This is a genomic window from Nocardioides sp. Soil796 (assembly GCF_001429525.1).
In the GTDB taxonomy this organism is placed as follows: domain Bacteria; phylum Actinomycetota; class Actinomycetes; order Propionibacteriales; family Nocardioidaceae; genus Nocardioides.
Window position 1 is genome coordinate 1204021 of record NZ_LMSQ01000018.1, and the last position, 17314, is coordinate 1221334.

Genomic DNA, 17314 nt, shown 5'->3' on the forward strand with positions numbered 1-17314 from the left:
AACGACGTCAAGGATCCACGGTTCGCGCATCAAGAACCCACGGTTCGCGCATCAAGAACCCACGGTTCGCGCATCAAGAGTTGCTGGCTCGTGCCAACGGAGGGTGCTGCCGTGGCCGTGGGTGAAGGCGACCGAGCGACCGTCGATGCCGAGCACGAACCCGGGGCTGGTCGGGGCCGGGCCGGTGGAGGTCACCCCGGGCAGCACGTTCGGGCCCTCGTTGCTGACCCAGTGGCACCGACCCTCGGCCACCAGGCCGGCCATCAGCGCAGCGAAGCGACGGCGATCGGGCTCCTCGAGGTAGGCGATCACCGCGGAGTGGAAGACGACCTTGACCGCCTTCTCCCCCGATCCTTCGTCCGGTGCCCGGTCGAGCAGCCGCGGCAGCGCGTCGAGCAGGTTGCCGCGGGCCAGGTTCGGCGGGTCCTGCCTGGCCACGTCGATCGCCGCGGCCAGGCGGGCCCGACGCGCGTCCTGCTCGGGCCAGACGAGGTTCGCCAACCACGCCATCTCGTCGGCGTCGGTGACGTCGAGCGGGTTCAGGTCGATGCCTGCGCGCGACACGACCTGGGGCATCCGTTCCGGGAACGGGACCGGCCCGGAGACCCGGCAGGTCAGCACCGGCCCGTCGCCCACGTGGTGCATCACCGTCGGGTCGTCGTACTGCACCCACTCGTGGCGGTAGGTGTCCGGGTAGAGGCACAGCCCGGCCGAGGCACCGACCTCGATCAGGTGCAGCCGGTCACCGAGCGTGGCGAAGGCCGGCAGCAGGGTGGCCAGCCGCCCCACCTCGTTGGTCTGGGTCGAGCGGGCCAGGATCGTCTCGCGCACCTGCGACCAGCGCTCCAGCAACGTCGCGCGCAGTCCGGCGTACGGCCCGGGCGCGGGAGCGCCGTGCCAGCGCGCGGCGGCGAAGACCAGGTTCGGCTGCTGCTTGACCGGCGGCAGGGTGCGGATCAGGCGCTGCACCTCCGGGTCACCGGCGACGCCGAGCGACCACTCCACGAAGCAGGGCGAGTCCCCAGCCTCTTCGGCGAAGGACGTGTACGACGCGACGACCTCGGCGTAGGGCTCCATCAGCGGCGAGGGCCTAGTTGGCGCGCCACTTGCGTTCGAACGGCAGCCGCCACGCGAACGGGGCGATCAGCTGGTGGATCTGGTTGGGGCCCCACGAGCCCTGGGGGTAGTTGCGCACCGGCGGCATGTGCTCGAGCAGCGGCTCGGAGATCTCCCACAACCGCTCGACGCCCTCGGCGGTGGTGAACAGGGTGCGGTTGCCCTTCACCGCCTCGAGGATCAGGCGCTCGTAGGCCTCGAGGATCGACCCGGCCCAGCCGGTGTCCTCCATGGCGAACTGCATCGACAGCTTGTTGAGGCCGAACCCCGGGCCCGGGCGCTTGCCGTAGAACGACAACGACATCTTCGCGGTGTCGGCCAGGTCGAAGGTGAGGTGGTCGGGCCCGTGGTCGCCGATGCCGGACCCCTCGGGGAACATCGACTTCGGTGGCTCACGGAACGCGATCGAGATGATCCGCTGACCCTCGGCGAGCTTCTTGCCGGTGCGCAGGTAGAACGGCACGTCGGCCCAGCGCCAGTTGTCGACGAAGCACTTCAGCGCGATGAAGGTCTCGGTGTCGGACTGCGGGTCGACGCCCTCCTCGGCCCGGTAGCCGTCGTACTGCCCACGCACGACGTCGTGGGGGTCGAGCGGCAGCATCGAGCGGAAGACCTTGTGCTTCTCCTCGCTGATCGAGATCGGGTCGAGCGCCGTCGGCGGCTCCATCGCGATGAAGGCGAGCACCTGGAAGAGGTGGGTGACCACCATGTCGCGGTAGGCGCCGGTGCCCTCGTAGAAGGCCGCCCGACCTTCGACGCCGAGCGTCTCGGGGATGTCGATCTGGATGTGGTCGATGTGGTTGCGGTGCCAGATCGGCTCGAAGAGGCCGTTGGCGAAGCGCAGCGCGAGGATGTTGAGGGCCGGCTCCTTGCCGAGGAAGTGGTCGATGCGGAAGATCTGCTCTTCCTTGAAGACCTTGTGGATCGAGTCGTTCAGCGACTTGGCCGAGGCCAGGTCGGTGCCGAACGGCTTCTCCATCACGATGCGGCTGTTCTTGACCAGGCCGGCCTTGTCGAGGGTGTCCACGACGCTGAGCGCGGCCTTCGGCGGCACGGAGAGATAGTGCAGTCGGGCCTGCGGCTTCTCGCAGTCGGCCTCGGCCTCCTCGATGCCGGCCTTCAGGTTGTCGACCCCGTCGTTGGCCCAGAAGAGCCGCTTGGCGAACTCCTCGAACTCGTCCTTGTCCTGCTCGTCGTCGCTGAACTCGCCGATCGCCTCACGGGCGAAGTCGACGAACGACTCGCGGGTGTGCTCGTCGAGCGACGTACCGACCACCTGCATCTCGGGCAGCAGCCCCGAGCGCCACAGGTGCAGCATGCCCGGCAGCAGCTTGCGCCGGGAGAGATCACCGGTGGCGCCGAAGAGGACGATCGTGGTGGGCGGCCCTGGCGTGCCCTGCGGGTTGTCAGCCATGGTCCCAGCCTGCCACGTCGGCCGAGCCGCTCGCGAGAGTCACCCGCGCGCGATGCCGACGTACGTCGTGTCGAGGTACTCCTCGATGCCCTCGAAGCCACCCTCGCGGCCGAACCCGCTGGCCTTCACCCCGCCGAACGGAGCCGCCGGGTTGGAGACCAGGCCGGTGTTGACCCCGACCATGCCGAAGGCGAGTGACTCCACGACGCGCAGGGTGCGGTCGAGGTCGCGGGTGTAGACGTAGGACGCCAGGCCGTACTCGGTGTCGTTGGCCAGCCGGATCGCCTCGTCCTCGTCGGTGAACGTGGTCACCGGCGCGACCGGCCCGAAGACCTCCTCGCGGTTGATCCGCGCACCGGCCGGCACGTCGGCGAGCACGGTCGGCGCGTAGAAGTTGCCGTCTGGCTCACCACCACCGGTGGCGACCCGGGCGCCCTGCGCCACTGCGTCGTCGACCAGCTCGCGGACGCCGGCCACGGCGTCGGCGTCGATCAGCGGCCCGACCTCGACCCCGGCGTCCTGGCCGCGGCCGACCTTCAACGCGCCCATGCGCTCGGCCAGCTTCCTCGTGAACTCCTCGGCCACACCCGACTGCACCAGGAACCGGTTGGCCGAGGTGCAGGCCTCGCCCATGTTGCGCATCTTGGCGACCATCGCGCCCTCGATCGCGGCGTCGACGTCGGCGTCGTCGAAGACCAGGAACGGTGCGTTGCCGCCGAGCTCCATCGACACCCGCTGGAGGTTGGCGGCCGACTGCTCGACCAGGCCCTTGCCGACCGCGGTGGAGCCGGTGAACGAGACCTTGCGGAGTCGGTCGTCGGCCATCAGCGCCGCCGTGACCTCCTTCGACGACCTGGTGGTGACCACCTGGAGGACCCCGTCGGGCAGGCCGGCCTCGGCGAAGACCTCGGCCAGCTTGATCATCGTCAGCGGGGTGGCCGAGGCCGGCTTGACGATCATCGTGCAGCCGGCCGCGATTGCCGGTCCGATCTTGCGGGTTCCCATCGCCAGCGGGAAGTTCCACGGCGTGACGAACAGGCACGGGCCGACCGGCTTCTTGAGGGTCAGCAGCCGCGAGCCGCCGGCCGGTGCGTTCAGCCAGCTGCCGCGGATGCGGACCGCCTCTTCACTGAACCAGCGCAGGAACTCGGCACCGTAGGCCACCTCGCCCTTGCCCTCGGCCAAGGGCTTGCCCATCTCGAGGCTGATGGTGCGGCCGAACTCGTCGGCGCGCTCGGTGATCAGCTCGAACGCCCGGCGCAGGATCTCCCCGCGGTCTCGCGGCGGGGTCGCCGCCCACTCGGCCTGTACGGCGACCGCCCGGTCGAGTGCGCCGATCGCGTCGGCGACGGTGGCGTCGGGCACCCGGTCGATCACCGATCCGTCGACGGGGTCCAGGACATCGAAGACATCGCTCATGTTTTCACCCTAGTGCGGGTGTGGATCTCGGCAGGTTCGGCACTGAGCCTTCCCACAGGTAACCTTCTCCGGTGCGCAAACCACCCGAGCTCCTCGTGATGTTGGCTCCGGCTGCGCTCGTGACCGCCCTCGTGGTGATCTTCGGGTTCGTGCTCGGCGGCGAGTCCGACGACAGCAACAAGACGAGTGCCGAGCCCAGCACCACGGTTTCCGCCCCGCCCTCGCAGCAGCCTTCGGGATCGCCGACGGCGTCCTCGACGGTTCCGGGGCGTCCCGAGGGCTCGACGGTGCAGAAGAAGCTGGTCGGCCCGACGGTGACGATCAAACGCAAGCCCAAGCCGAAGTACGACGTGGCGCCGCAGTTCAGCTTCACGATCGCGTCCTTCAACCTGCTCGGCCACAGCCACACCGCGCCGGGCGGTGACCGCAAGGGCATGGCCCCCAGCGGCGTGCGCACCGGGCTCGCGGTCGGCGCCCTGCGCAACAGCAGTGTCGACCTGGTCGGCCTCCAGGAGTTCCAGGCCCCGCAGATGGGCGCGTTCCTGGCCCAGACCGGCGGGTCGTACGGCGTGTACCCGCCGGCCAGCGCCGGCGTACAGCTGCATGCCAACGCCGTCGCGTGGCGCACCGACACGTTCAACCTGGTGCAGAGCGAGACGTTCGGCATCCCCTACTTCTTCGGCCAGATCCGGCAGATGCCGGTGGTCCAGCTCGAGCACATCGCCACCGGCCAGAAGCTGTGGCTGATGAACGTGCACAACCCGGCCAACGCCCATGGCAACGCCGCCAAGTGGCGTGGCGCCGCGACCCAGGTCGAGATCGACCTGGCCAACCAGCTCGCCGCCGACCACCCCGACGAGCCCGTCTTCCTCACCGGTGACATGAACGACTGGGAAGGTTACTTCTGTCGGATCACCACCTCGACGGGACTCAAGGCGGCCAACGGAGGGAGCACCGGCAGCTCGTGCGCCCCGCCGCCGCGACCGCTCGCCGTCGACTGGGTGTTCGGCTCCGACAAGGTGGAGTTCAGCGACTACCGCGCGCTGCGCACCCCGGACATCCAGCGCGCCAGCGACCACCCGCTGGTGGCCGCCGAGGTGACGGTGCCGGAGCTCAGGACGAGGATCGTGTACAAGAACGGCAAGCGCGTCGACGACGACTGACCCGTCGCCAGTTCCGATCGACCTGTCGCCAGTTCCGATCGACCCGTCGCCAGTTCTGATCGACCTGTCGCCAGTTCTCAGACGCCGAGCGCGCGCAGACCCGCGGCGGTCCCGGCCGCGGCCAGCACGATGACCACGAACGGCGCCCGGCGCCCGGCCAGGACCACGGCGACCGCGACCCCGGACACCCGGGCCCAGCCGGCCGGCGACGACCCGTCGAAGATCGCGGCCGTCGCGGCGAGGGCGACCAGCAGGACGGTCGCGGACATCGACATCAGCGACTGCACGGACGGGCTCACCCGGATGCGGGCGTGCAGCAGGGGGCCGACGGCCCGGAACGCGAACGTGCCGAGGCCGAGCAGGACGGCGGAGGCGATCAGCACCGGGGCCGAGATCACGACGCCTCACCGGCTCCGCGCATGAGGGGCAGCAGGGCCAACGCGGCAAGCGCGAGCAGCACCGCGGTCCCGGCCGGCAGGAGCGGGGTGACCGCCACCGCCACGACCGCACCGACCAACGCGACGGTGCGGGTCCGACGGTCACGCAGGGCGGGCATCACCAACGCCACGAGCACGGCGGGGAACGCCGCGTCGAGCCCGAAGGCGTCCGTGTCGGTGACCGCGCTGCCGAGCAGCCCGCCCAGCAGCGAGCCGATGTTCCAGAACACCCACAGGCAGCCACCGCAGGTGAAGAACACCAGGCGGCGCCGCACCGGATCCTTCTCGGACAGTGCGAACGCGACGACCTCGTCGATCATCAGGTAGGAACCCAGCACGGGCCGATTCTTGACCGTGTCGGCAAGGGCGAAGCCGAAGGGGAGGTGGCGGGCGTTCACCAGCAGGCCCGCCAGCACGGCCGCGACCGGGCTGCCACCGGCCCCGATGATGCCGGTGAACAGGAACTGGCTCGCCCCGCCGAGCACGACGATCGACATCAGGTTGGGAGCCCACAGGGGCAGTCCGTCGCCGACGGTGATCGCGCCGTACGAGACACCGACGATGCCGACGGCGAGGTTCACCAGCAGGATGTCGCGGAGCGTGCCGGGGCCGAGTCTCTCCGAGAGGTCTCGCCAGGCAGCACGCATGGGCAATCCTTACCCGAACACGGAACCGGCCCGCCACTCGGTGGCGGGCCGGTTCGAGAGTTTGCTGCGTCGGTCTGGATCCAGCTCAGGCCGCGTGCACGGTGGCGGCGGACGTGTGCGTGGTGACGCTCCAGCGTGCCTCCAGGTGCGTGCGACCATCCGCGTCCTTGACCTCGATCCACGTCATCGTGGGGCGGTCGTTCTGGTCGTGGCTGCGCATGGGACACCTCCTGTTCACTTTCTGTTCACCTTGAGTATCGCACGCCCGTCCCCATTTCGCACGTTCTTCCACCGAAGAAGTCCGCAGTTCTCCTCCACTGCGGGGTGGCCCAGCGTGCGCAGAGGCAGATTTCGCCCCACAACGGCCCATTTTCGGAGGTTCCGGGTCAGCGCCGGGCCTGCCTGGCCACCCACCGGTCGATGTCGATGCCGGCCTTGCGGGCGGCCGCCCGGGCGCGCGGGCTGTCGAGGTCGGGCACACCGAAGGTCTCCGGCGTGATCGACGCGTCGGCCGCGGCGTACTGGCGCTGCTGCGCCGCCAGGTCGTCGGCGCTCGCCGCGGCGGTCCGGCGTACGTCGGCAGTCACCGTCAACGAGGCACCGGTGAGCAGCGGGCTCACCGTCGGCGTGTAGCCGCTCGCATGGCCCGGCTTGTTCGGGTGGTAGGACTCCGAGATCGGGTTCGACAGCCCGTTGAGGTACTCGGGGTCGTCGCAGACGGCGTGGCCCACGAACCGGCTCGTGGGGTTGGCGAAGCTGAAGCCCTTGGCGCCGGCCTGCGTGGCGGTACGGCTGTTGAGCAGGTCGGCCGTGGCGTTGAGCCGGCTCTCCTCCGCCGGCGAGAACCAGGTCAGCGCGTTGCAGTCCTCACCGTTGAAGATGCGCGGGTAGCCGACCACGACCACCTTGGCGGTGGGTGACTTCGCCCGGATCGCGGCATAGAGCGTGGAGAGCTTCGCAGGCAGGGTGTTGTTGATGTAGGCCTGTGCCCCGTCGATGGCACCGTCGCAGTCGCTCATCCAGCCGGGCTGTGCGCACTCGGTGAGCACGTCGGCGAAGCCGGCGTCATTGCCGCCCACCGAGATCGACACGTACTTCGTGGTCGAGGTGAGCGCGCTCAGCTGGTTGTTGGTGACGTCGGGGATCCGCGCCCCCGAGCAGGCCCGGAAGTTGAGCGAGTAGCCGCGGGCCGCCGCGATCAGTGAGGGATAGGCGTACGTCGAGCGCTGGCACGAGGTGCCGTCGTCGATGTAGCTGCGAGTGCCGGTACCCGAGGCGTACGAGTCACCGAGGGCGACGTACGACGGACCGGCGGCGTGGGCCGCGGGAGCGGCCACCAGCGTGGCGGTGAGGACCGAGGCTGCCGCAGCAACCGCGCCCGAGATCTTCCACTTCATGCACACGACTCCTTTGTCGATCCCCACATGTGGCCCACGTCACACTAAGGGCACGCATAGGGTTCACGCCATGAGTTCTTCCGGCGGACTCCCGGGCGACGGGGTCGCCGACATCGCCTGGCACCCCCGCACCGGGGACGCCGACGAGGCGCTCGCCCGGCACGTCGCCGCCCTTCTCGGAGTCGACGCGGGCGGCGTCCGCGTCGGTCGACTGTGCCCGCGCTGCGGCTCGGACGCGCACGGGCGGCCGTGGGCCACCGGCGCTCACGTCAGCCTGTCGCGCGCCGGTGACCACCTGGTCACAGCGGTGGCGACGAGTCCCGTCGGCGTCGACATCGAGGTGGTCGCCGATGTCGAGGCGCGTTGGGACCCGGGCCTCGTGCTGCATCCGGACGACCCGCCCGGCGTCGAGGCCACATGGGCCTGGGCCGCGAAGGAGGCCATCCTCAAGGCGCGCGGCACCGGACTCGACGTGGCGATGACGTCGGTGCGCCTGGCCGATCACGACGTGCGCGAGCTGGACGCGCCCGTCGGCTCGGTGGCCGCGGTCGTCGTGCTGCCGGTCCGACCCGGGGTCAGAGCTTCGGCAGCTCCGGCAGCTCGACGCTGAACAACCAGGCGTCGAAGAGCTCCGTGAGGTCGCGGTCGGCGACCCCCGCCGCGTGCGCGATGAACTGCTCGGTGGTCACGTTGCCGCCGGTGTGTTCGGCGACCCAGCCGCGCAGGATCGCGAAGAACGTCTCGTCGCCCACCTCGGCCCGCAACGCGTGCAGGGTAAGCGCCCCACGCTTGTAGACGCGGTCGTCGAACATCAGCTCCGCGCCCGGGTCGCCCAGCAGCAGGTCGGGGCCGTCGTCGTCGGCGACCCGCGCATGGTGGATCGCGGCGCGCTCGTCGGCACTCTTCGACCCGGACTCCTCCGACCACAGCCACTCCGCGTAGCAGGCGAAGCCCTCGTGCAGCCAGATGTCCTTCCACTTGGTCAGCGTCACCGCGTTGCCGAACCACTGGTGCGAGAGCTCGTGCGCGACCAGCCGGACGGCGTCCCAGTCGTCGCTGACAAAGTTGCGTCCGAACGTCGAGAGCCCTTGTGACTCCAGGGGAATCTCGAGGTCGTCGTCGGTGATCACCGCCGTGTAGGAGGCGAACGGGTAGTCGCCGAACAGCTTCACGAAGAACGCCAGCATCTCCGGCTGGCGGCCGAATCCCGCAGCGAATGCGTCCTCGTCGCGGTCGGCCGGGCCGATCACCCGCAGGGGTACGTCGGCCTCGAGCTCGACCACCTCGTAGCGGCCGATCTGCACCGTCGCGAGGTACGTCGGCATCGGCGACTGCTGCTCGTAGAGCCAGGTGGTCGCGCTGCCACTGCGACGGGACGACACCAGCTCGCCGGAGACGGCCACGTAGTAGTCGGAGGGCGCCGAGACCGCGATCGAGTAGGTCGCCTTGTTGTCGGGGCGGTCGTTGCAGGGGAACCACGACGGCGCACCGTGCGGCTGCGCGGCGACGATCACGCCGTCGTCCAGCTCCTCCCACCCCGACGTGCCGAGCACCCTCGAGGGCACCGGCCTCGGGCTGCCGGCGTACTTCACGCGCAGGTCGAAGACCTCGCCGGCCGGGATCGTCGTGCCCAGCTTGACGTGGATGCGCTGGTTGCGGTGGGTGAAGGAGGCCGACCTGCCGTTGAGGAAGACCTTCGCCGGACGCAGCGCGTGCAGGTCGAGCTCGAGGAACTCGAGGTTCGCCCGCGCCCGGCAGCGCAGGGTGGCGTCGCCGTCGATCCGGTTGCCGATCAGCTTGTAGCCCAGCGCCAGCCCGTAGTGCTCCACGTCGTACGACGCGTCACCGTGCCCGGGAACATAACTGTCGGTGCCGCCTCGCCTCACGCGTCCTCTTCCTCCCAGGGCCCGATCGGGTTCCCGATCCAGCGCGTCCGCGAGGGTACGCCCTCGCCGCGCATCACCAACGACACGGGGCCGACGGTCGCGTGGCGACCGATCGACGCGGCCGGCAGGATCACGCTGTTCGGCCCGAGGGTGGCCCCTGCCCCCAGCACCACGGTGTCCATGCTGAGCACCCGGTCGTGGAAGAGGTGGGTCTGCACGACGCACCCGCGGTTGACCGTCGCGCCCGCGTCCAGGCGGACCAGGTCGGTCTCGGGCAGCCAGTAGGACTCGCACCAGGCGCCGGGTCCGATCTCGGCACCCAGGCTGCGCAACCACACGTTCAACGCGACGGTGCCGGAGGTGACCCGGGCGAACCACGGCGCGGCCAGCACCTCGGTGAAGGTGTCGGCCAGCTCGTTGCGCCACACGAACGAGGTCCACAGCGCGTGCTCGCCCCGGCGGTGCCGTCCGACGATCAGCCACTTGGCGGCCACGGTCACGGCTGCCGCGACCAGGCTGCCGGCGACCATCACGAAGCCGCCGAGCACCAGCGCCAGCAGGTAGCCGCCCTGGCCGAGCGCCCACAACAGGGTTGCGCCGATGCCCAGGTGCAGCAGGACGCCGAGGAACATCGGCACCACGCGGCCGGTCTCGACGAGCCCGCGCAGCACGTGCAGGCGGGTCGGCGGGTCGTAGGTGCGGCTGCTGTCCCGCTCCCCGGTCGTACGCCGCAGCTTCCGCGGCGGGCTGCCCATCCACGACGAGCCGGCCTTGGCCACACCACGCCCCGGTGCCGCCGAGAGCACGGCGACCAGCGACTGCTTGGGCACCTTGCGGCCGGGCGCGAGCATGCCGGAGTTGCCGACGAACGCGCGCTTGCCGACCTTGACCCGCTCGACGCGGATCCAGCCGCCGCCCAGCTCGTAGGAGCCGATCAGGGTGTCGTCGGCCAGGAAGGCGTGGTCGTTGACGTGCACGAGGCTGGGGATCAGCAGCACGGTCGAGGCCTCGACGCCGTGGCCGATGCGGGCGCCGAGCAGGCGCAACCAGATCGGGGTGATCGCACTGGAGTAGACCGGGAACAGCCAGTCGCGGGCCTCGTCGAGCAGGCGCACGGTGCCCCAGATCGAGACGCCGGCCAGCGAACGCACCGGGTGGTGGCCGGGTTCGACGGCCAACGCGAACAGGCGGGTCAGACCCACGACGAGAAGCATGAGGACGGCGTACGCCGTGAACGCCGCGAGTGGCAGCCACGGCAGCGCGGCCAGCAGGGCCTCGCCGAGGCTGTCGGTTCCGTCGAGCGCCGGCAGCAGCACCGACGCACCGACGCCGATCGAGACGGCCGGCAGTACGGCGACCAGCCAGGCGACCGCGCCGTAGACCCCGATCCAGCGCGAGGACCGGGGCGGTGCGGTGTTCGACCACGGGCCGCGGGCGCGGGCCTGCCGCTCGGCCGGGGAGCCCGACCAGAACTCTCCGTCAGGAACCTCGCCGACGACATGGGACCCGGGGGCGACCTCGGCGTCCTTGCCGACCCGGGAACCGGGCGCGAGCGTGCTGCGGGCGCCGATGCGGGCCCGGGCGCCGATCGCGACGGCACCGACGTGCACCACGTCGCCGTCGATCCAGTGGCCGGCCAGGTCGACCTCGAGCTCGATCGCGGCGTCGTTGCCGACCTCGAGCAGCCCGGTGACCGGTGGCAGCGTGTGCAGGTCGACGCCCTTGCCGAGCCGGGCGCCCAGGAGCCGCGCGTAGTAGGGGAACCAGGGTGCGCCGGAGAGTCCGGCGGCACCGAGCTCCTCCTGGATCTTCTCGGCCAACCAGAGCCGCAGGTGCATCTTGCCGCCGCGCGGATAGGTGCCGGGCTCGAGGTCGCGCAGGAGGAAGCGGGCGAGCAGGGCGGCCACGGTCATCCGGCCCGGCGGCACGAGGAAGAACCAGGTGGTCAGCACCAGCAGCCACAGCGGGAACGAGACCAGCCACTCGAGGTCGGTGATCGCCGCGCCGAGCGTGGAGCCGAGCATCAGCCAGGCCAGCCACTTATGTGCGGCCAGGGCGCGGAGCGGCAGCAGCGCGAGGAGCTGGCCGACCTGCGTCTTGCGCCGGATCGGCTGCACCTTGCGGTCCGAGAGGACGGTGGAGCCGCCCATCTCGTCGAGCGTCGCGGCCAGCGTGCCGACCGAGGGGTTGGCGTAGACGTCTCCGACCGCCACCTCCGGGTGCTTCTCGCGCAGCCGGCTGACGACCTGGGCCGCGGTCAGCGAGCCGCCGCCGAAGTCGAAGAAGTCGTCCTTCTGCGAGGTCACGTCGGCGCCCAGCACCTCGGCCCAGATCTCGGCGATCCACGCGCTGGTGCCGCTCAGCGCCACGGTCGAGGCGGGCACCTTCGGCAGCGGCCACGGCAAGGCGTCGCGGTCGACCTTGCCCGACGTCCTCGTGGGGAGCTCCTCGACGACCGCCAGCCTCGGCACCAGCGCGGCCGGCATCCGGTGGCGCAGGAGCTCCTTGGCCCGGTCGGCGTCGTAGCCCGCGTCGACGGTGAGGTAGCCGACGAGCAGCTTGTTGCCCGACTTCGTGGAGCGTACGGCGGCCGCGGCCGAGAGCACGCCGGGGACGCGGAGCATCTGGTCGTCGATCTCACCGAGCTCGATGCGTCGACCGCCCAGCTTGATCTGGTCGTCGGCGCGACCGGCGAAGACCAGGCCGGCCGGGTCATTGCGCACGACGTCGCCCGAGCGGTAGGCGCGCTCCCAGCCGAGCGTCGGCATCGGTGCGTACTTCTCGGCGTCCTTCTCCGGGTCGAGGTAGCGGGCCAGCCCGACGCCGCCGATGATCAGCTCGCCGGACTCGCCCTCGCCGACCGGGTGGCCCTCCGCGTCGACGACGGCGAGGTCCCAGCCGTCGAGGGGCAGACCGATGCGCACCGGGTCGGAGCCGTCGAGCAGGGCACCACAGGCGACCACGGTGGCCTCGGTCGGGCCGTAGGTGTTCCACACCTCGCGGCCCTCACGCTGGAGCCTCGCGGCCAGCTCGGGCGGGCAGGCCTCGCCGCCCATGATCAGCAGGCGGACCTTGTCGAGGGCCGCTGCGGGCCACAGCGCCACCAGCGTCGGCACCGTCGAGACGATGGTGATGTCGTTGGCGACCAGCCAGGGCCCGACGTCGACACCGGAGCGCACCAGGGAGCGTGGTGCGGGGACCAGGCAGCCGCCGTACGCCCAGGCCAGCCACATCTCCTCGCAGCTGGCGTCGAAGGCGACCGAGAGGCCGGCCATCACCCGGTCGTCGGGCCCGATCGGTTCGTCGACCAGGAACATGTTCGACTCGGCGTCGACGAAGGCCGCGGCGTTGCGGTGGGTGACCGCCACGCCCTTGGGCCTGCCGGTGGAGCCGGAGGTGAAGATCACCCACGCGTCGTCGTCGTGGCCCGGCGCGTCGCGTTCGCGCGGGTCTCGGTCGACGGTCGCGGCGATCACCAGGTCGTTGCCGATCACCGCGGCAGCCGCCGACTCCTCGAAGACCACGCGGGCCCTCTCGTCGGGGTCGTCGGCGTCGACCGGCACGTAGGCCGCGCCGGCGACCAGGATGCCGATGATCGCCACGTAGAGGTCGGTGGTCCCGGACTTGATGCGTACGCCGACCTTGTCGCCACGCCCCACGCCCAGCGCGGCCAGCCGGTCGGCCAGGTCGTGGGCGGCCTCGGCGAGCTCGGCGTACGTCAGGGTCTCGATGCCGCTGTCGACGGCGAGTGCGTCAGGGCACTCCTCGACCGTGGTGCGGAAGATGTCGACCAAGGTGCGCGGTCGTGGCGCCCGGTCGCCGGCCAGGAGGGCAGGCAGGAGCGTCGTTGGAGCGGGGTTCACGCGCGGAGTGTGTGGCACCAAGGTGAACGGAAGGTGTCTCTGCCCTCAGCGCCTCACGAGGTCAGCCGGGGTAGTGCACGAGGGGCGTCCACTCCGCGTCCCGGCGTACGACGGCCGCATGGATCGCCGTCGCCACGTTGCCCGGACCGAAGGTGCCCGACTGGGCCAGCACTCCGTCGACCTGCACGTTGACCGCACGGATTCCGTCGGGCTCGAGGGTGGTGTCGAGGCTGATCACCAGATTGCGCAGGGCGGCCTTCTGCACGCCGAGCGACGCGGCCTGGTTCCACGGCTTGTCGGCGGCGGCACTGCCGGTGACGACCACGCGGGCCCCGCTGCGCAGGTAGGGCCGCGCGGCCTGCACGGCGGGCAGCAACGGCGCAACGCCGAGGCGGAGGTCGTCCAGGAGCTCGTCGACGGTCAGGGCGAGCGGGTCCTTCTGGCGGAAGGTGCTCGGGTTGAAGTGCAGCACGTCGATGTGGCCGTGCCTGCGACCCACCTCGTCGACTGCCCGGCGTACGGCCTTCTCGTCGGTGAGGTCGACCGCCACCGTGTCCACCTTCGTGCCCGCCCCTCGCAGGTCGTCGGCCAGCTGGCCGAGGCGGTGCTCGGAGCGCGCGGCAAGCACGATCTTGTAGCCGTCGTTGTGGAACCGGTGCGCCACCGCGCGGCCCAGGCCGGGCCCGGCACCGAGGATGAACAGGACAGGAAGGGTCACCCCGACAGGGTAGTGGCGGGCGCCCGTGGTTCACGGCACTTCAGCCCTTCCGATACAGAGCTGTATCGGATACATTTTCGTATCGTGAGCACTCCGGCACCGACGCGACGCCGCCAGCAGACCCGGCAACGCCTGCTCGACGCCGCCCTCGTGGTCTTCGCCCGCGAGGGGTTCGGCCGGTCGACCGTCGAGCAGGTCTGCGAGCAGGCGGGGTTCACCCGCGGCGCGTTCTACTCCAACTTCACCTCGCTCGACGAGCTCTTCCTGGCCATCTGGGAGCAGCGGTCTGAGGAGATGCAGTCCGACCTCGCGGCGTTCCTGACCCAGGAGCCGCCGCCCGTCACGTCGCTGCGTGAGGCCGTCGAGCACGTGCTCTCGGCGGTTCCGCTGGACGACGAGTGGTACCGCGTGACCGCCGAGTTCACCGCGCACGCACTGCGCAACCCGGCGCTGCGGCGCGTGATGGCGCAACGCGAGGAACGCATCGAGGCGGGCCTCATGCCGACGCTCGAAGCACTCCTGGCCCGGGTCGGACGACGCGTCATCGATCCGGCAGCACTCGGCCCGGCCCTGGTCGCCGTGCACGACGGCACCTCCGTGCAGTGCCTGATCGAACCCGACAACGCTGCCGTCCTGCAGCGCCGTACAGACCTCTTTGTCCTCCTGGTCACGGCACACACCGTCGAGGCCGACACCGACGTCACCCACACCCCACCCGAGGAGACCCCATGACCGACGACGACTTCCGCCCCGACGTGATCGTGGTCGGCGCCGGCCTGGCCGGGCTCGTCGCCACCCACGAACTGGTCAAGGCCGGCAAACGCGTGCTGGTCGTCGAGCAGGAGAACCGCAACAACCTGGGCGGGCAGGCGTTCTGGTCGCTCGGCGGGCTCTTCTTCGTCGACAGCCCCGAGCAGCGCCGCATGGGCATCAAGGACTCCCCCGAGCTCGCCATGCAGGACTGGCTCGGCTCGGCCGGCTTCGACCGCCTCGACGACCAGGACGTCTGGGGCCGCCAGTGGGCCGAGGCGTACGTCGCGTGGGCTGCCGGCGGCAAGCGCGACTACGTGCGGGGCCTCGGCCTGAAGTTCCTGCCGTTCGTCGGCTGGGCCGAGCGCGGCTCGGGCTCGGCGAGCGGTCACGGCAACTCCGTGCCGCGGTTCCACCTCTCGTGGGGAACCGGGCCGGCGGTCGTGGAGATCTTCGAGAAGCCGGTGCTCGACGGCGAGGCGCAGGGTCTCGTGCGGTTCGCGTTCCGTCACCAGGTCGACGAGCTGGTCGTGGACGCCGGCGCCGTGGTCGGCGTACGCGGTTCCGTGCTGGAGGACAGCGACGCCGAGCGCGGCGTGAAGTCCTCCCGTGAGGTGGTCGGCGACTTCGAACTGCGCGCGGGCGCCGTGGTCGTCACCTCCGGCGGCATCGGCCACAACTTCGACCTGATGCGGGCGAACTGGCCGGTCGACCGGCTCGGTCCCGTGCCCAAGCACATGATCGCCGGGGTGCCTGCCCATGTCGACGGCCGCATGCTCGCGATCTCGGAGGCCGCCGGCGCCAACCTGGTCAACTCCGACCGCATGTGGGCCTACACCGAGGGCATCCACAACTGGGACCCGATCTGGCCCGACCACGCCATCCGGATCATCCCCGGACCGTCGTCGATGTGGTTCGACGCGCTGGGCGACCGGCTGCCCTCGCCGAACTTCCCGGGCTTCGACTCGATCGGCACGATGAAGGCGATCCTGGCCACCGGCCACGACTACTCGTGGTTCGTGCTGACCCAGAAGATCATCGAGAAGGAGTTCGCCCTCTCCGGCTCCGAGCAGAACCCCGACATCACCCGCCGCGACCTGAAGTTCATGCTCCAGTCCCGTCTGGCCAAGGGCGCACCCGGCCCGGTCGAGAAGTTCAAGGAGCACGGCGAGGACTTCGTCGTAGCCGACACGATCGGCGAGCTGGTGGCCGGCATGAACGAGCTCGGCCGGGACGGCGCGGTGCTCGACGCGGCCCACGTCGAGAAGCAGATCGTCGAGCGCGACCGCCAGCTCGACAACGCCTTCTCCAAGGACCTGCAGCTGATGGCGATCCGCAACGCCCGCCTGTCGCGTACCGACAAGCTGATCCGGGTGGCCTCACCGCACCGCATCCTCGACGCCGACAACGGTCCGCTGATCGCGGTGCGCCTCAACATCCTCTCCCGCAAGACCCTCGGCGGCATCCAGACCGACCTCGACTCGCGGGTCATCGGCGGCGACGGGTCGCCGATCCCCGGGCTCTTCGCCGCAGGCGAGGTCGCCGGGTTCGGCGGTGGCGGCGTGCACGGCTACAACGCACTCGAGGGCACCTTCCTCGGGGGCTGCATCTTCTCGGGTCGCGCCGCGGGCCTGGCCCTGGCGAAGGCCCTCTGATGCGCACCGCCCTCGTCACCGGCGCCTCCTCCGGAATCGGTCGGGCCACCGCAATCGCCTTGCTGGGCAAGGGGTTCCGGGTGATCGGCACCAGTCGCAATCCGAAGTCGCTGCGCGACGACCAACTCGTCGAGGGGGTCGAATGGCTGGCGCTCGACCTCGAGGATCGCGCGTCCATCGTGGCCTGCGCGCAGGCAGCAGGCCCGGTCGACGTGCTGGTCAACAACGCCGGGGAGTCGCAGTCCGGTCCGCTGGAGGAGCTGCCGGTCGACGCCCTCGACCGGCTCTTCCAGCTCAACGTGCTCGGCCCCGTGCAGCTGACCCAGTCGCTCCTGCCCGGCATGCGCGAGCGTGGCTACGGACGGGTGGTGATGATCGGTTCGATGATCGCCAGCTTCCCCCTGCCCTACCGGTCGTCGTACGCCGCCACCAAGGCCGCGATCCGGGCGTTCGCCACGGCCGCACGCGAGGAGCTGGCGCCGTACGGCGTGTGGCTGACCACGGTCGAGCCCGGGTCGATCAACACCGGCATCAGCCAGCGCCGCACGAAGTACGTCGCCGACGACTCCCCGTACAAGGCGGAGTGCGACACCGTGATCGCGCGACTCGACGAGCTCGAGGCGGGCGGCGTGAGTGCCGACGACGTCGCCGCGACCGTGTGTGAGGCGATCGAGGCCGAGAAGCCGAGGTCGCTCTACGCCCGCGGCAGCAACGCACCCCTGGTCTTCGCGCTGCGCCGAGTCGCGCCCCGCGGGCTGGTCGAGACGATCACGGCGAGGAAGTTCGGCATCCGCCACTGAGTGCACGATTCATGTCGAGCCTGCGGGGGAACCCGACAGATTCCGTGCA

The 17314-nt window shown here is 70.6% G+C and carries 15 protein-coding genes; 5 read left to right on the top strand and 10 right to left on the bottom strand.

Going from position 1 to position 17314, the window contains the following annotated elements; genetic code table 11:
• Nucleotides 1-51 precede the first annotated feature (51 nt).
• The 3 genes from ASH02_RS17160 to ASH02_RS17170 are packed head-to-tail and all read right to left on the bottom strand — an operon-like array spanning nucleotide 52 to nucleotide 3949.
• Nucleotides 52-1077 carry a DUF2332 domain-containing protein gene (locus ASH02_RS17160; RefSeq protein WP_057295125.1) on the bottom strand — a complete coding sequence of 342 codons (1026 nt, stop codon included), beginning with the start codon at nucleotides 1075-1077 and terminating at the stop codon, nucleotides 52-54.
• A 13-nt stretch (nucleotides 1078-1090) separates the two neighbouring features.
• Nucleotides 1091-2530, bottom strand: coding sequence for a glucose-6-phosphate dehydrogenase (gene zwf / locus ASH02_RS17165; RefSeq protein ID WP_056684654.1), 1440 nt, complete (start codon nucleotides 2528-2530; stop codon nucleotides 1091-1093).
• Between the two features lie 39 nt (nucleotides 2531-2569).
• On the bottom strand, nucleotides 2570-3949 hold the full coding sequence (locus tag ASH02_RS17170; RefSeq protein WP_082620918.1) for an NAD-dependent succinate-semialdehyde dehydrogenase: 1380 nt from the start codon (nucleotides 3947-3949) through the stop codon (nucleotides 2570-2572).
• Between the two features lie 71 nt (nucleotides 3950-4020).
• Here ASH02_RS17170 and ASH02_RS17175 point away from each other — a divergent pair, with 71 nt between their 5' ends.
• Nucleotides 4021-5112 (top strand): endonuclease/exonuclease/phosphatase family protein, encoded by a 1092-nt coding sequence (locus ASH02_RS17175; RefSeq protein ID WP_057295126.1) that lies wholly within the window; start codon nucleotides 4021-4023, stop codon nucleotides 5110-5112.
• A 77-nt stretch (nucleotides 5113-5189) separates the two neighbouring features.
• On the opposite strand, the gene ASH02_RS17180 is transcribed toward ASH02_RS17175, so the two are convergent.
• The 4 genes from ASH02_RS17180 to ASH02_RS17190 all read right to left on the bottom strand — a co-directional run bounded on the left by ASH02_RS17180 (nucleotide 5190) and on the right by ASH02_RS17190 (nucleotide 7593).
• On the bottom strand, nucleotides 5190-5510 hold the full coding sequence (locus tag ASH02_RS17180; RefSeq protein WP_057295127.1) for an AzlD domain-containing protein: 321 nt from the start codon (nucleotides 5508-5510) through the stop codon (nucleotides 5190-5192).
• A complete protein-coding gene (locus tag ASH02_RS17185; protein WP_057295128.1) occupies nucleotides 5507-6196 on the bottom strand; it encodes an AzlC family ABC transporter permease in 690 nt (229 codons plus the stop codon). Before ASH02_RS17185 ends, ASH02_RS17180 begins: the two co-directional genes overlap by 4 nt.
• A gap of 85 nt (nucleotides 6197-6281) precedes the next feature.
• Nucleotides 6282-6416 carry a hypothetical protein gene (locus tag ASH02_RS27310; RefSeq protein WP_268788297.1) on the bottom strand — a complete coding sequence of 45 codons (135 nt, stop codon included), beginning with the start codon at nucleotides 6414-6416 and terminating at the stop codon, nucleotides 6282-6284.
• A gap of 166 nt (nucleotides 6417-6582) precedes the next feature.
• On the bottom strand, nucleotides 6583-7593 hold the full coding sequence (locus ASH02_RS17190; RefSeq protein WP_056684641.1) for an SGNH/GDSL hydrolase family protein: 1011 nt from the start codon (nucleotides 7591-7593) through the stop codon (nucleotides 6583-6585).
• Between the two features lie 70 nt (nucleotides 7594-7663).
• Between ASH02_RS17190 and ASH02_RS17195 the strand changes: the two genes are divergently transcribed.
• Nucleotides 7664-8203 carry a 4'-phosphopantetheinyl transferase family protein gene (locus ASH02_RS17195; protein WP_056684638.1) on the top strand — a complete coding sequence of 180 codons (540 nt, stop codon included), beginning with the start codon at nucleotides 7664-7666 and terminating at the stop codon, nucleotides 8201-8203.
• Here the strand turns inward: ASH02_RS17195 and ASH02_RS17200 are convergent.
• From ASH02_RS17200 to ASH02_RS17210, 3 genes are all read right to left on the bottom strand, one after another.
• Nucleotides 8169-9479 carry a M1 family metallopeptidase gene (locus tag ASH02_RS17200; RefSeq protein ID WP_057295129.1) on the bottom strand — a complete coding sequence of 437 codons (1311 nt, stop codon included), beginning with the start codon at nucleotides 9477-9479 and terminating at the stop codon, nucleotides 8169-8171. The genes ASH02_RS17195 and ASH02_RS17200 overlap by 35 nt on opposite strands.
• Complete coding sequence (locus ASH02_RS17205) at nucleotides 9476-13342, bottom strand: Pls/PosA family non-ribosomal peptide synthetase (protein WP_057295130.1); 3867 nt, start codon at nucleotides 13340-13342, stop codon at nucleotides 9476-9478. Before ASH02_RS17205 ends, ASH02_RS17200 begins: the two co-directional genes overlap by 4 nt.
• Nucleotides 13343-13403: 61 nt before the next feature.
• A complete protein-coding gene (locus ASH02_RS17210; protein ID WP_056684628.1) occupies nucleotides 13404-14060 on the bottom strand; it encodes an SDR family oxidoreductase in 657 nt (218 codons plus the stop codon).
• 84 nt (nucleotides 14061-14144) lie between these two features.
• Here ASH02_RS17210 and ASH02_RS17215 point away from each other — a divergent pair, with 84 nt between their 5' ends.
• The 3 genes from ASH02_RS17215 to ASH02_RS17225 are packed head-to-tail and all read left to right on the top strand — an operon-like array spanning nucleotide 14145 to nucleotide 17265.
• Nucleotides 14145-14792, top strand: coding sequence for a TetR/AcrR family transcriptional regulator (locus ASH02_RS17215; RefSeq protein ID WP_056684625.1), 648 nt, complete (start codon nucleotides 14145-14147; stop codon nucleotides 14790-14792).
• Nucleotides 14789-16465, top strand: coding sequence for an FAD-binding dehydrogenase (locus ASH02_RS17220; protein WP_057295131.1), 1677 nt, complete (start codon nucleotides 14789-14791; stop codon nucleotides 16463-16465). Before ASH02_RS17215 ends, ASH02_RS17220 begins: the two co-directional genes overlap by 4 nt.
• Complete coding sequence (locus ASH02_RS17225) at nucleotides 16465-17265, top strand: SDR family oxidoreductase (RefSeq protein WP_200959165.1); 801 nt, start codon at nucleotides 16465-16467, stop codon at nucleotides 17263-17265. Before ASH02_RS17220 ends, ASH02_RS17225 begins: the two co-directional genes overlap by 1 nt.
• The last annotated feature ends 49 nt before the right edge of the window (nucleotides 17266-17314 follow it).